Annotated in this window: 18 protein-coding genes; 17 read left to right on the plus strand and 1 reads right to left on the minus strand. The window is 62.7% G+C overall.

Going from position 1 to position 13,514, the window contains the following annotated elements; all coding sequences use genetic code 11:
* Positions 1-198: 198 nt before the first annotated feature.
* The 3 genes from ACQP2D_RS33730 (at position 199) to ACQP2D_RS33740 (ending at position 2,991) form a co-directional block, all read left to right on the plus strand.
* Entirely contained in the window at positions 199-912 is a 714-nt protein-coding gene (locus ACQP2D_RS33730) for a hypothetical protein (protein ID WP_433679965.1), read from the plus strand.
* A gap of 417 nt (positions 913-1,329) precedes the next feature.
* Positions 1,330-2,259, plus strand: coding sequence for a hypothetical protein (locus ACQP2D_RS33735; protein ID WP_433679966.1), 930 nt, complete (start codon positions 1,330-1,332; stop codon positions 2,257-2,259).
* A gap of 63 nt (positions 2,260-2,322) precedes the next feature.
* Positions 2,323-2,991 (plus strand): HAD family hydrolase, encoded by a 669-nt coding sequence (locus tag ACQP2D_RS33740; protein WP_433679967.1) that lies wholly within the window; start codon positions 2,323-2,325, stop codon positions 2,989-2,991.
* Here ACQP2D_RS33740 and ACQP2D_RS33745 read toward each other — a convergent pair.
* Positions 2,977-4,254, minus strand: coding sequence for a hypothetical protein (locus ACQP2D_RS33745; protein ID WP_433679968.1), 1,278 nt, complete (start codon positions 4,252-4,254; stop codon positions 2,977-2,979). The genes ACQP2D_RS33740 and ACQP2D_RS33745 overlap by 15 nt on opposite strands.
* A gap of 211 nt (positions 4,255-4,465) precedes the next feature.
* Between ACQP2D_RS33745 and ACQP2D_RS33750 the strand changes: the two genes are divergently transcribed.
* From ACQP2D_RS33750 to ACQP2D_RS33815, 14 genes are all read left to right on the plus strand, one after another.
* Positions 4,466-4,879: a hypothetical protein gene (locus ACQP2D_RS33750; protein WP_433679969.1), complete on the plus strand. Its 414-nt coding sequence runs from the start codon at positions 4,466-4,468 to the stop codon at positions 4,877-4,879.
* The gene (locus ACQP2D_RS33755) at positions 4,876-5,172 is read left to right on the plus strand and encodes a hypothetical protein (protein ID WP_433679970.1); all 297 of its coding nucleotides are present in this window, start codon (positions 4,876-4,878) and stop codon (positions 5,170-5,172) included. Before ACQP2D_RS33750 ends, ACQP2D_RS33755 begins: the two co-directional genes overlap by 4 nt.
* The gene (locus tag ACQP2D_RS33760; RefSeq protein WP_433679971.1) at positions 5,172-5,783 is read left to right on the plus strand and encodes a DUF2637 domain-containing protein; all 612 of its coding nucleotides are present in this window, start codon (positions 5,172-5,174) and stop codon (positions 5,781-5,783) included. The genes ACQP2D_RS33755 and ACQP2D_RS33760 overlap by 1 nt, the downstream gene beginning before the upstream one ends.
* A 71-nt stretch (positions 5,784-5,854) precedes the next feature.
* A complete protein-coding gene (locus ACQP2D_RS33765; RefSeq protein ID WP_433679972.1) occupies positions 5,855-6,226 on the plus strand; it encodes a hypothetical protein in 372 nt (123 codons plus the stop codon).
* Positions 6,226-6,465, plus strand: coding sequence for a hypothetical protein (locus tag ACQP2D_RS33770; protein ID WP_433679974.1), 240 nt, complete (start codon positions 6,226-6,228; stop codon positions 6,463-6,465). Before ACQP2D_RS33765 ends, ACQP2D_RS33770 begins: the two co-directional genes overlap by 1 nt.
* Positions 6,465-6,656 (plus strand): hypothetical protein, encoded by a 192-nt coding sequence (locus ACQP2D_RS33775; RefSeq protein WP_433679975.1) that lies wholly within the window; start codon positions 6,465-6,467, stop codon positions 6,654-6,656. The genes ACQP2D_RS33770 and ACQP2D_RS33775 overlap by 1 nt, the downstream gene beginning before the upstream one ends.
* Positions 6,656-7,954 (plus strand): FtsK/SpoIIIE domain-containing protein, encoded by a 1,299-nt coding sequence (locus tag ACQP2D_RS33780; protein ID WP_433679976.1) that lies wholly within the window; start codon positions 6,656-6,658, stop codon positions 7,952-7,954. Before ACQP2D_RS33775 ends, ACQP2D_RS33780 begins: the two co-directional genes overlap by 1 nt.
* Positions 7,951-8,277 carry a hypothetical protein gene (locus tag ACQP2D_RS33785; RefSeq protein ID WP_433679977.1) on the plus strand — a complete coding sequence of 109 codons (327 nt, stop codon included), beginning with the start codon at positions 7,951-7,953 and terminating at the stop codon, positions 8,275-8,277. Before ACQP2D_RS33780 ends, ACQP2D_RS33785 begins: the two co-directional genes overlap by 4 nt.
* Entirely contained in the window at positions 8,274-8,495 is a 222-nt protein-coding gene (locus ACQP2D_RS33790) for a hypothetical protein (RefSeq protein WP_433679978.1), read from the plus strand. The genes ACQP2D_RS33785 and ACQP2D_RS33790 overlap by 4 nt, the downstream gene beginning before the upstream one ends.
* Positions 8,492-8,728 carry a hypothetical protein gene (locus ACQP2D_RS33795; protein WP_433679979.1) on the plus strand — a complete coding sequence of 79 codons (237 nt, stop codon included), beginning with the start codon at positions 8,492-8,494 and terminating at the stop codon, positions 8,726-8,728. The genes ACQP2D_RS33790 and ACQP2D_RS33795 overlap by 4 nt, the downstream gene beginning before the upstream one ends.
* Positions 8,725-9,405, plus strand: a complete 681-nt coding sequence (locus ACQP2D_RS33800) for a DNA methylase (protein ID WP_433679980.1) — start codon at positions 8,725-8,727, stop codon at positions 9,403-9,405. The genes ACQP2D_RS33795 and ACQP2D_RS33800 overlap by 4 nt, the downstream gene beginning before the upstream one ends.
* Positions 9,402-10,031: a hypothetical protein gene (locus ACQP2D_RS33805; protein ID WP_433679981.1), complete on the plus strand. Its 630-nt coding sequence runs from the start codon at positions 9,402-9,404 to the stop codon at positions 10,029-10,031. Before ACQP2D_RS33800 ends, ACQP2D_RS33805 begins: the two co-directional genes overlap by 4 nt.
* Positions 10,028-11,821 carry a replication initiator gene (locus ACQP2D_RS33810; protein ID WP_433679982.1) on the plus strand — a complete coding sequence of 598 codons (1,794 nt, stop codon included), beginning with the start codon at positions 10,028-10,030 and terminating at the stop codon, positions 11,819-11,821. Before ACQP2D_RS33805 ends, ACQP2D_RS33810 begins: the two co-directional genes overlap by 4 nt.
* A 382-nt stretch (positions 11,822-12,203) precedes the next feature.
* Positions 12,204-13,505: a site-specific integrase gene (locus ACQP2D_RS33815; protein WP_433679983.1), complete on the plus strand. Its 1,302-nt coding sequence runs from the start codon at positions 12,204-12,206 to the stop codon at positions 13,503-13,505.
* Positions 13,506-13,514 lie beyond the last annotated feature (9 nt).

Raw genomic sequence — 13,514 nt, forward strand, 5'->3', positions numbered from 1 at the left:
CCGTCCTGTGCTGAGGGAGGGTTAGTCAAGGGTGGCCTTTGGCCATCGCGTAGCGACGCGCCGAAGGTGCGCCTTTTACTCACCCGGACTGAAGTCAGATCATGGGGCCATGAGGAGGCGGGAGCCCAAGCCGGGATGTAGGTGGAACGCCGAATATTTGGCTGCGCACACCGGTCGTCATGGTGCATGGTTGCATCCATGAATTTTGCGGCGAACTCTTCAGAGTTCGATGATCTCTACCCTGCGTTGGGCAGGCTGGTTGTCAACAGCAGCTTCATGGAAGGGTGCCTTCGAAACTTCGTCCATTGGCTGGCACTGAGTGACGACGCCTGGATCCTCTTCGCGGGCCAATCGGTCGACTGGCTGATCCAGTCCGGGAAGGCGATGTTGGGTGAGCTGGACGGTGCCGATGAATTCAATCTCCAGAACATCGAGCGGTTCCAGGCTGCCCTTGGGAGAGCAAAGGCACTCAACGAACACCGCAATCACCTCGTTCACGGTGACTGGCGGTTGCAGTACCGGGACGACTATGAACCGCGGCCCCGCAACAGTCCGGCGGATAATCGGGTGTTCTTCGTTGCCCGCAGCAGATTGCGCCGTGACGCCAGCGTGCGTCAGGTAGCCGTCGTCGATATTGAATTGCTTGCAGACCAGATGCGAGAGTTGGGCGAGGAGATCGAGGCAGCGACTCAGGAGGGCGCGCGTGTCCGCTACTCGTGGAACAACCTTCGCAATCGGCCGTCAGAGGGGTTTGTGGATTGGGACCCAGTCGTGATGCTCGATGCCCTGGCTCGAAAGCACGGCGTCAAGCGTCGTTCGAGTAGATTCACGGAGCTGCATTCCGGTGCTGAAGATCTCGAAGACCAGGGCGACGACGGCCAGGCCCCACGAACGATGCCGGCCGATTCGTGAGCGGGTTGCGGAAGAGCAAGTCGGGGACGGCTCACGGCGTGCCCAGCACTGCTCGGTGAACGAAAAAGCGGCCAGCTCTGGGGAGTCTGCGTGCTGCCACGTCGCCAAAGCGGATGCCGTTACAGGCGAATAGGACCGAAGCCCTTTGGATGGCGCGGAGCGGTGCCGACGCGGTCGACGCGCCGTGCGACCGCTGTTCAGGGAGCGCGCTGCGTGTCGTAGCGCGGCGGCGGCGCTCTGCGCCGCCGCAGGCGCTCTTGAGTCTGTATAGCGAAATTCGGCAATGACCCGATGCGACACCCGATGCGAGTTTCGAAGCCCGCCCATATGTCGGTCGGTTCTGTCTGCTTCGTCGTAGGCGGTTGTCGGTGATGGCGGTTACCGTGAGTGTGACGTTGTCGACAGAGGGGGCCCGGCGTGCGGCTGTTCGATCGGATCAATCGTCGAGAAGTCCAACTGGAACTTGCCCGTGTTGCACAGCCGTTGCCCACGGACAAGCCAATCACCGCTTCGGTTTTGCGTGAGATTGTGCGGCAATCTGTCCGCGTCGTTGCGGACGAGTGCGTGATGTGGTTTGAGTCCGTGAACGAGTTTCGAGTGGGGCCGCGATGGGACCTTGCGACGACTTGTGGGCCGCTGCGCTTGCCGTTCGATTCGATGTGGATCGAATGGGTTATGCCGGAGCGTGATGCTGAGCCAGCTCCAAGTGCAGGTTTGGCCGTGGCAGTGTGGATTGCGAGCGAGGAACCGCCGGAGTGGGCACCTCCGGGAACAGTTCAGATGTTGACGTGCATAAACTTTGGCGAGGCGTGGAAGGGTGTCCTGGTCTATGCGCCAGTGATGGCGCTGGTTTTCGTTGACGAGCACGGCAGCTGTCTGGGCATGGAGACCAGTGGCAACGTCAGTAGTGAGGATCGAGAAGCGTTTCAGGCCATGGTGTTACCGGGACTGCTTGCGGTTGGACTCATGAATTGTCGGAACGTCGATGTGAGCGAGTGTCGCGACCGAGATCGCTCTCAACGTAGACAGCGGTCGGGCAAGTACAAATCCCCGAAGCCGTTGCGGCATCACGTCATTACGCTTCCAGGCATCAGTCGGCCAAGGACATCGGCCGAGGCGCGGTTAGCGGCTGGTGGCCCAGCACCGTGGCATCTAGTGCGTGGGCACTTCAAGACATTCACGGATGAGGCGCCGTTGATGGGTAAGCATGTCGGCACGTATTGGTGGCAACCGGCTGTGCGAGGTCGGAAAGAAGACGGAGTGATCGAAACCAGCTACAAGGTGGCGCCGCCTACGGGGGCTTCCGGACCGACGGTAACCGATGCTTGGCGGCCTGAAGAATCGTAAGCGGGTGCGGCCGCGGGACCGACATTCCGGCTGTGTCGGTGGTGCACGGTAGGGTTGGAAGCCGTGATTGCCGCCGTAGTGTTTGACGTTGGTGAGACGCTGGTCGATGAGACTCGCGAATACGGGACGTGGGCCGATTGGCTCGGCGTTCCTCGGCATACGTTCGCGGCGGTCTTTGGCGCTGTGATCGCAACCGGGCAAGACTACCGAGAGACATTCCAGGTCTTCCGCCCGGGTTTCGACCTCACGAAGGAGCGTCAGGCGCGGGCGGATGCCGGGTTGCCGGAGTGGTATGGGGAAGACGACTTGTACCCCGATGTTCGACCCGCTTTATCACGGCTCCGCGAGTTGGGCGTATGGGTGGGAATTGTGGGCAATCAGACCGTTCGTTCCGGAAAGATCTTGCGGAGCTTGGACCTACCTACGGATTTCATTGCCACCTCGGATGATTGGGGAGTGGAGAAGCCTTCGGCGGAGTTCTTCGCGAAGGTGATCGAGGTAGCGCCGTGCGAGGCGGATCAAATTGTGTACGTGGGCGATCGCATAGACAACGATGTTGCGCCAGCGAAGAAGGCTGGCATGCGGACGGCGTACGTCAAGCGGGGTCCGTGGGGCTGGATTCATCGAGATAAGCAAGAGGTCGCGGATATGTCCGATTGGATGATCCGCGACCTCACTGAACTGCCGGATATTGTTGTGGCAGAAAATAATTCGGCTTCAGCCAACGAGTGAATTGACGGTCGTATGCCAGTCGTAGAGGCGATCGTCTAGGGCGCGTACGGCTGGCAACGAGTCCCACTGTCGCAAGGACTGGCGAACCGCCTTGATCCGATCCATCGCGGTTGCGTACCAGGTGCGGCCCAGTTGGTCGAGCGCGGACTCCAGATGCGTGCACGCCTCCTCCGGGTTCTTTTCGAGCACTGCGGCAGCGGCGAGATCAGCGAGGTAGATCGACTTTTGTTTCACGGCATCCTCGGGCAAGTCCACAATGACTCGTTCCAAGGTTTCCCGCGCCTCTCGACCACGGCCCGCAATGATCAGGGTGTTGCCTTTAAATCCGGCAAGCCGCGTAGGCGAGAACCAATCCAGCCATGTCGGCGATGGATTCGTATCGCTGTCGTACTCCTCGTATGTCTCTTCGGCATGATGAATGAGGCTGAGGGCGCGTCGGGTGTCTCCGAAACGGGTCTCTACTTCGGCTTCGACGGCGTCAAGCCATGCAATCATCTCCGCGCTGGCGTTGCCCCGCCGAGCGAATGCGCGTGCAGCACGAAGGCGGTCGCGAGCTTCCTCGGCGCGCGATGCGTCGCCAGAGAACGCGGGAGCGAAAGCCATGTGCGCCAGGATGGCCGAGGCGAGTAAGACGTCATCACCTTCATGTGCTGCCTGAAGCGCGAGGACGAAACTCGGCTGCGACAGCTCGGGTTGCTGAAGGTCGAAGAATTCCAAGCGGCCAGCTAGGAGGCTGGATTCCGAAACCGCCTTGGCGAGAGCAGCTTTCGCGGGGTCGGGCACTTGTTGAAGTAGGTCAATGCCGAGCTGTGCATGCTCAGCGACCGAGCGGTGAAGACGTGTTGCTGGCAACGACCAGTAGAGGTGGCGGTATGAGACTGTGATCGCCACGTAGTCCGTCGCAACCGATGCCGGGAGTGCTGCCGCTGCGCCCGGAAAGTGGCGTTGGGCAGTCTGGAGATCGGCAGCAGTCCGCACCGTTGGCCGCGTGGGTGTTGATTCGTCCGACCAGGGTGGGATGAAACCCAACTCGGCGATTGGGCGTTTGAAGAGAGCCTCGAGCGCGGCGGCATGCTCGGTTTGCGGCCAGGGCGGTTCTGCGGACTCCCACCGACGAACCGTGCGTGCTGTTACGGCGACCCGAAGGCCGATCGTTCGTGCGGTCTTGGTGAGAGCGTCGGCTAGCGCAGCCTGGGAGCGGTACCCCAAAGACTGCCGAGCCGCCCGAAGTGCGGCGTTCCCGGATGTCGTCATATTGACCATTCTAGTCCTTTATCAGGACATTATGCACCGATTGAGACAAAGAATGTCCTCTCCATGGCCGCATTTATGGCCTTTTATAGGCCTCCCCAGGGGGTCATTCTGGATGTGTCGAGTACCACAGCGGTCAGTCGATTAGACGAATTCCCAACCGACACAAGGAGTTTGAACCATGGCAGTGAGGAAGTTTCAGCGGTTCCCGATCCCGTTCGATGTGGCGTTCGAGAAGGGTGCTGCGCTGATCGGTGAGATCACACCGGTGATGGAGTACGACGATCGGAAAAAGGCTTACAAGGACAAGCAGGACATCGACGACGAGACGCACCTTCCCAAGTGGAAGGGCAAGATCATGGACCTGTCGGAGGGTATCCGCGGCGCCGAGATGGGTATCGACCTGATCTTCCTGGCCCCGGTGCGCCCGGTTCCGCAGAGCGATGAGGTGATGCCGGGCCTTCGTCCGGTGGTGCTGGAGAACCTGATGGTTCAGCCTCGCGCGACGCTGGCGGGTCAGTTCCCGAAGCTCATCTACTCGTACTTCGCGACCGGCATCGTGGGCGACAACTCAGGTGCCAAACAGCCTGCGAACAATGTCGGTGCTGCGCGTCCGCGTGACGAGAAGGCTGCGTGATCGCCATGTCGTACATGGACGTGATGAGCAGTGGCCACGATGAGATCTCGGTGGAGTACAAGTCGGTTCGCCAGAGCGGTGGCATGACTCTTCCTGCGGTGGTGTGGGTCGACCTGGAGGGCGGTCGCGGTCGGGCTCATCTGGCGTTGTCCATCGAGCATGCTCGCATCTTGGCTGAGAGGCTGCCGCGGCTTCTCATGCTGCACGACGCGGCAGAACGGCTTGCCGCCGAGATGGCAGTCGATAGCGAGAACACCGATTCGGCCGAGCAGTCCGGGCAGGCGGCTGCGTGATGTCCACGCACAAGGGGATGTTGGCAGCGCGGGTGTTCGCGGTCCTGGTGATCGTGGGCGTCGGCGCTGCCGCGTTCCGCCTTTCCTTCACCACCCTGCGAGATCTCGCCAAGCTGGCCCATATTCCGGCCTCGGATGCGTGGCTGTTCCCGCTGATCATCGACGGCACGATCGTCCAGGCAACAGCGGGTGCGTTGGTGCTGGCGAAGTCACCGGAACGCAAGTTCTTCACCCGGGTTCTGGCGGTGGGTGCGTTGGTGTCGGTGGCGGGCAACAGCATTCACGCTGTCGCTGGCGGCAATCCGCTTCCTGCGTGGTTGTGCGCGGTGGTGGCGGCTATCGCCCCGATTTCGCTGCTGGTGGACACCCACGGTTTGGCGGTGCTGTTCCGTGCAGCACAACGAAGCCTGGCGCCTGCGGTCGCTGCTGAACCAGTCATCGAGTCATCGGAGCCGGTGTATGAGGCGGTGGCCGTGGAACCGGTGATCGAGTCCGCACCTGAACCGATTGCACCTGTCCGGGATGCGTTGCCGGTGCGTCCGGCACCTCGCAGTCGTGCGCCGTGGCCGTTGCAATCCGAGACGCTGCCGCTGGAAGGGCTGCCCGCCTGATCGTGGGCGGCTTCCTAAAAGCGTTGTGGTTCAGCCTATTTCACTCATTGGATGTGCCCATAGGAGGGGCAATGTCTGTCTTGATCAGTCTCGAGGATCGCCGGATTTCGGCGGAAGTCCTCACCGAACGCGCCAACCAGGATGCGCGCTGGGGTGAACAGAACCATCCTGATGGCACGGGTCCGGCGTGGGCGCGTGACGAGTTCGGTGGTTTGGGAGGCAAGCTCACTGCCACCGAGTACGCCGATCTGATGCGTTGGCACTGCGCTACCGCTGCTGCCGCTGGTCGGGTCACCTTCCGCCACATTCTGATGGAAGAGATCGCCGAAGCCTTCGCCGAGGATGACCCGATCGCGTTGCGGATGGAGTTGATCCAGGTTGCCGCGGTCGCTCAAGCCTGGGTCGTCAAGCTCGATCGCGAATTGCGGACGGGGGTGGCGTGATGTCGAAGGCATTGATGCTGCCTATGGGAGTGGTGTTCGTTGCGGCGATCACGTCGACGGCTCCAATGGCTACGGCCGCCGTTGACCCGTCCGAGTGCGTGATGTTCTGCGACGAACCTGCTCCACGCCGCAACGGCGACTGCGTGATTTTCTGCGAGCAACCGCAACCGCCGGCGGACTCGAATGGTTGCCGCCTGTTCTGTGAGTTGGGCAAGCATCCCGGTCAGGCGGTGGCGTGATGTTCGAGACCTTGTTCCTGCGGCCGATGCTCGCGGGAATCCTCATGGTCGCCACGCTGTTCGTGCTGCCGACGGCGTTGCTGCTGACAGTGGGTCGTGAACCGGCCGCGCCGATCCCTTCGCCTGCGCCGCGTTCGGATGGGTGCGTCATGTTCTGCACGGATTCTTTTGCGGGACAGGGGGTTCGGTGATGTCGGCGACTGCATTGCTGGTGTCGGGTAGCGCGTTCGCTGCGGCGGGTGGTCTGCTGTGGATGCGCTCACTCGGCGCTGGCCCTCGTCGGGTCACCGCGGCTGATATCGCTGCGCAGGCACCGCCCGGATTGGATACAGCCGTATCGATTCTGGCTGATCCGCCGCAGACGAACATGATGCTCGCCGCGCTGGGCCTCGGTTCGATCGAGGGCGGATTCCCCTACATCGAGAGCTACTACTACACCGATCACGGCCTTGACGTGGACGTGCTGATGCTGGGTGGCCAGTCCCTGGCCGACTGGAACAACGATGAGGTACTCGACCAGTTCGCCACCTATCTGCGTGTTCCCAGGGTGACAGCGGTGTCACCCGAACCCAGCTGGGTCCGTCTCCAGGTGCGGGTGTTCGACACCCTCGCCGCGCCGACAACGGTGTCGGAGGTGGTTCACAACGGTGTGGACCTGGAGGCGGTCCCGGTCGGGGTAACCGAGTCGTTCGATGTCTGGCGGCTGCGGGTCCTCTACGGGCACATCCTGCTCGCTGGGGCCACGGGCTCGGGTAAGGGCTCGGTGCTGTGGTCGATTCTCGCCGGTATCGGTCCCGCGATCCGTGATGGCCTGGTGGATGTGCGGCTGGCAGATCCCAAGGGCGGCGCGGAATTCGGCGCTGGGGAAGATCGGCTGTTCACCAGGTTCGCCACCGACACCGCCACCATCCTGACGATGCTGCGTGAAGCCGTCGATGAGATGCGTGAACGGCTGGCCCGGATGCGATCCGCAGGTATCCGCAAGCTCATACCGAGTGTGGATGAGCCATTGATTCTGATCATCATTGACGAGGCCGCGTCCCTGTCGTCGTATGCCGAGCGTGACGAACAGCAGGAATTCCGGCGCCTGACCGGCCTGCTGCTGTCACAGGGCCGTGCTGCTGCGGTCAGCGTCGTTGCCGCGCTTCAGGACCCGTCCAAGGAGACGATGCCCAATCGGCAGTTGTTCCCGGTCCGGGTCGGGTTGCGTCTGGATGAGCCGACACAAACGACGATGGTGCATGGTCAGGGCGCGCGTGATCGTGGTGCCCGCTGCGACCGGATCAGCGAACACACTCCCGGTGTCGGCTACGTCGGTGAGGACGGCACCGCCGAGTTCGTGCGGGTGCGTGCGTTCTGGGTCTCTGATGACGCGATCGACCGCATTGTCGAGCTCTACTCTCCAGCACCGAAAATCACTGGTCCTGTGGAGGATTACAGCGGTTTCGATCCCGATGACCTCGGCGACGAAGGACCGGTGGCGGCATGAAACGCGGGTTCGTCACCGAATGCCACGTCGTCATCTACTGCGACGGCTGCGGCGATATCTACGCCGAGAACGCGGGTGAGTCGATCTGCTTCGACTCGGTCAATCAGGCCGTGCACTACATCAATGCTCACTCCGCTGGTGTCGGTTGGCTCTACGACGGCGACAAGGTGCTTTGTGATGGCTGCCTGGCCACCGCCATCTGCGCCGACCGCGGCCACACCTTTCCGGAGTCCGGGCAGACCACGAAACGGCTGCTGGGCATCTCCACTCGTTCGCGCACCTGCACCGTGTGCGGCGTCCCTGAAATCGAGGCTCTGCCATGACCATTCGCCGTATCGACGACATCGACCGGTTCGACCGCGACGACGACATCGACGCTGTTGTTCACCTGCGCTCGGCACGTCGTTGCCACCTCGAACGCCGTGGCTTGGACTCGGTCACGGTGGCGGTGCGCCTGCTGGCGGAAACTGGAGACGCGCCCGGCTGGGATGACGCCATCGACATCGACGACGACGACCCTGGTTGGGGGTGGGCGGCATGAGTGCCCGCAAGCCTGTGCAGTGGGGCGTGCTGATCGGCGAAACCGTGCGCTCGCTTCCGAAGGCTCGCAATGTCACCGATGCCACTCTCTACGCCTCCAAGCTCACGACCCCTCAGGGTGCGAAAACGCCTGTGGTGTACCGGCATTCAGATGACAACATGTGGCGTCGCTGGATCGATAAGGCACCGGTGCCCACCCAGCTCGCGCTGTTCGACCAAGCGGTGAAGCGATGACGACGAGGCCGCGGCTGCTGGATCTGTGCTGCTGTGCCGGTGGTGGCGCGATGGGGTATCACCGGGCGGGTTTCGAAGTGGTGGGAGTGGACATCGCGGCGCAACCGCGGTACCCGTTCGAGTTCCATCGGGCGGACGCGTTGGCGTTCGTGGCCGAGCATGGCCATGAGTTCGACGCGGTCCACGCTTCCCCGCCGTGCCAGAAATACAGCCCGTTGGCGGCGCTGTATCCCGACCGCGACTATCCAGACCTCGTGGCGGCGACCAGGACGGCGCTGGTGCGACTGGGGTTGCCGTTCGTCATCGAGAACGTGATGCCCGCACCACTGGACTTGGCGCGTTCGATCACGCTGTGCGGCAACATGTTCGGGCTGCGCACCTACCGGCATCGCCGATTCGAAAGCAACGTCGCCTTGCGTGCTCCGTCTCATTCTCCGCATGTGGTCCGTACGGCGACGACCAGGAGGCGGGAGCGGTGGGAGCAAGGCTGGAACGTCTCGGTGACCGGGCACATCGGCACCTACTGCGGCCCCGAGGCCATGGGAATCGACTGGATGAACGGTGACGAACTATCGCAGGCGATTCCGCCCGCATATACCGAGCACATCGGTCATCAACTGCTCACGTATCTGACCGGTCCGACCGGTCAGCTGACCCTGTTCGAGGTGGCGGCATGAACACGAAAACAAAGACGACGCAACATGATCCGTTCGACGTGATCGGGCTGGCTGTGTTGAACACCGTCTGGTACCTGATAGCCGCGGTCGGTGTAACGGTGTGGTGGGCGCTGCTGTTCCCGATGATCTCGATCCCGCTCATGTTGGCCGTGGTCCTCGGTGTGGTGACGGGCTGGCCGGTGGGTGTCGTGGTGGTCGGGGTGTCCATCGCGGGGATGGTGCTTTGGCGTGCGAAGCATCCGGAGACCTTCGAGCGGTGGGTATCTCGACGGGCACGTGTCCGGTTCCTGATCTGGTGGCGCTACCGACGCCACTGGACCAGATTCGTCACCGCCTGCGGGCTCAGTGTCACCTACGACGATGGCACCATGGTGCCCCGCCTGGCTGCGGTGGATATCGGCGACACCCGGGACCGTGTACAGGTGCGGATGCTGGCCGGTCAATGCCCCGCCGACTACGAGAACCGCACGACTCGCCTGGCGCATGCCTTCGGCGCCGAACACTGCTACGCCTCCATCGTCGGTCCTGGAACCGTGGGACTCGTTTTCCGCCACCAGGATCCATCTGCCGACGTCATCGCACTGCATGCCGACGATGCCCGCTGGGGTAAGGGGAAAGCAGCATGAGCACCGAGACCATCACCGAAGAACCCACCAACGACATAGCGGCCGACTCGGCTCTCGAACGAGTCACCGCGGCGGAACGGCGGGCCATGCCGAACCTGGTCGATATCGCCCAAGCGGCGGCCGAGAAGTGGGGTGTGTGTAAGCAACCGATCCCGATGCGTGCGTTCAACCCCGACACTGGTGAGTCGAAATATGTTGCCGCAGCATGCAAATCAACCCGAGCATCGGACTGCCCGGCATGTGCGGCCAAGGCCCGTGCTCTGCGGGTCACCCAATGCCGCGAGGGCTGGCACATGGAAGACGAACCGGTTAGCGACCGTCGGCCCCCGACCGACCATCAGAAAGCGTTGCTGACCGCTCGTGCCGATCTGCTTGCCGAATATAAGGCTGCCCGCGAATCCGACGACGAGGATGCCGCGCAGGGCTTCCGGGAGGTGATCGCCGATCTGGATCGGGAACTGCGCGAGTCGGGCATACAGGGCAGGATTCCGGGTATCGACGCTGCGGCGAAGCCTCGCCGGTCCCGTTCGACCAAGCGGCGTCAGGATGTGCCGAACCTGCCACGCAAGAAGGTCGACAAGGCCACGATCGGTCGGCAATTCGCCGGTAAGCATCGTCCCTCGACGTTCCGGACCTACACGCTGCCGTCCTATGGTCGCTGCCACCGAGACGGCGCAGTCAACCGCAAGGGCGAAGTGTGCGGGGACGGTTCGCCGATCGATCCGGAGACCTACGACTACCGGCGCGCTGCCCGCGATGCGATGTTCTTCCCGATGCTCTACGACCGGCACGTCCAGAACTGGCGACGTGCGACCGGCCGTGATGTGCAGTACTTCGCGGTCGTGGAACCACAGCGTCGCGGTGCCCCGCACATCCATATCGCTGCCCGCGGTACCGATCCGCACGAGTTGATGAATCAGGTGTTGGCCGCGACCTATCACCAGGTGTGGTGGCCGCACTTCGACCACGAGGTCTACACCGACGACCACATGCCGATCTGGGATCACCAGGCAGGCGCCTTCGCCGATCCCGATACCGGGCACCTGCTCCCGAGTTTCGATGACGCACTCGCGCTGATGGATGAGATGGACGATGTCGAACCCGCACACGTGATCCGCTGGGGCGTGCAAGCCGACACCAAGGACATCAGCGACGACGATGACGGCACCACCCTCGATGCCGACGGGGAGCATGCCCCGGTACGCCCGGGCAAAGGCAAGGGGGTGCTCGCTGGACAGCAGGCGGGCAAGCTGATCGGCTACCTGACCAAGTACCTCACCAAGTCCATCGGCGAAGTACTCGATCCCCCGAACGAACGCACCCGTCGCCACTACGAGCGCCTGCATCACGAGTTGCAGCGCACCCCATGCTCACCCACGTGTGCGGTGTGGCTGCGCTACGGCATCGCCCCACGTAATGCGAAGGCCAAGACTCAACCGGGCCGCTGCAAGAGCAAAGCCCACCGCCGAGACACCCTCGGCCTACGCGGTCGGCGGGTGCTGGTGTCGCGTCGGTGGAGCAACAAGACACTTCCCGACCACAAGGCCGATCGCATCGAATTCGTTCGGCAAGTCCTGGCCGCGGTCGGTGTCGCCAAGTCCGAACAGGCCAGCCGCTGGGTGGTGCGCCTGACCGAATCGACCGATCCCGATGTCCCTCGGCGTGAACAGCTGATCATGTCCGCGGTCGCTCAACGCTCGATCTGGCAACCGGAATACCTCGCCGCGAAGGCCCTGATAACGGACCCGCCAGGGACACAAGAACTTTCGGCAATCCAGGAAGCGGCATAGGGAAGGTGGGGACGATGAGAGTTCAAGCGGAATCGCTGAGTCATGGCCAGCGTTGGGCGACCACGGAGGAGGCTGCCCAAATCGTGCGGTGCCATCCGGAGGTTCTTCGTCGGTGGAACCGTGAAGGCTCGGCACCCTTCGCGTTGCCTAGGCCGAAACGCCGTGGCCGCCAATTCATTTGGGATGTGCAGGCGTTGCACCTGGCGATGGAGTCGATTCCGGCCGATGGTGGGGATGAGTAGCGGCCATGGCGAGAACGGGGCGGCCCCCTCGTGAGCTGGGTGTACCGGGTGCGGTGAGGTTGACCGAGTTACGTCCCGGGCATTGGGAGGCTGATACGTGGGTTCGTGACCGTAGTGGCCGCCGGCGTCGGGTAAGTCGGGTGTCTCCGGATCGCTTCGACAGCCGTGGGCGGCGAGTACCTGACAAGGATGGGAGTCGTGCGGAGGCGGCTGTCCGTGCTGCTGCATCGATCCTTGCCCCTGATCAGGGCAGCGGTGAAGTAACTGCTCGAACAACGGTGGCGGAGCTGTGGACGGCGTATCGGGCCTACCTGGTGAAGAAGGGTCGCGCCGAGAACACATTGCGCCTGTATGACCGGTGGTCGGCAATGCTGGTCGCCAAGTATGGATTTCGGCGTATCGGGCCGGAGGAGTTCACGACGGGTACCGCAGAGTCGTTCCTGGATTGGGTGGCAGCGAACCATGGCCGCGGTTCGATGTTGAACGCTCGGTCGATGCTGTCGGGGATGTTCCGCTTCGCGGTGCGGCGGGGGCCACTGAGCGTGAACCCGGTGCGGGAAGCCGAGATACCGGAGAACGTGGAGGCGAAGGGCCGTACGGGCGGTGCCGCGTACATCGGGATTGAAGACCTGTGTTTCATTCTGGCGTCGGTCTATTGGTCTACGGTGCCGTGCCCACGCAAGTTGACCAAGGCTGAGCAGAAGCGCGGAATCCGTTCCTACACACCGCCTACCGTGGCCGAGTACTGCGAGGGTGCTGATCTCGCGGACTTGATCGCGGTCATGGGTGCGGTTGGTCAGCGTCCGAGTCAGGTATTGGGCTTCGCGTGGCCGTTCTACGATCGCAAGCGGCGCACTATTCAGACGGTCGGCAAAGTGATCCGCGTCCAGGGCCGGGGGTTGGTGCGGGTGGTCAAGGACAACGACCCGAAGAATCCACAGGGCACGATCGCTCTACCGGATTTTGCTGTTGAGGTACTCGATCGGCGGTGGGAACAGATGCAGCTGCGCAAGCACGAGAATCCTCCGCCCGAGGACTACGACGTGGATTTGATCTTTCCGTCGTTCGATTGGACGTTGCGTGATCCGGTGAACGTCAATCACCAGTGGCAGCGGGTCCGTGAGGCCTTGGGGCTTCCCGACGATGTCAGCCCGTACGCGTTTCGGAAGCTGGTCGCTGTTCTCCTCGATGATGAAGGGCTTTCGGCCAGGGTGACCGCCGATGTCCTGCAACATGCTGATCCGGCGATGACGCAGCGCAAGTACATGGCGCGTGGCCGTGTGCACCATGGGGCCGCGGCTGTTATCCACAATGCGGTGATGGGCGGGTTTGGTCACACCGAGCAAGAGCAGGAGGCCGAAGGACCGACTCCGACTTTTGGGAGACTTTCTGGCGAGTTTCGGGGGTTGAATACGAGTGCGGCCCCCGACCGTGCAAACTGAGCTGCTGGT

The organism is Nocardia sp. CA-119907 (assembly GCF_050955995.1).
Classification (GTDB): Bacteria; Actinomycetota; Actinomycetes; order Mycobacteriales; family Mycobacteriaceae; genus Nocardia.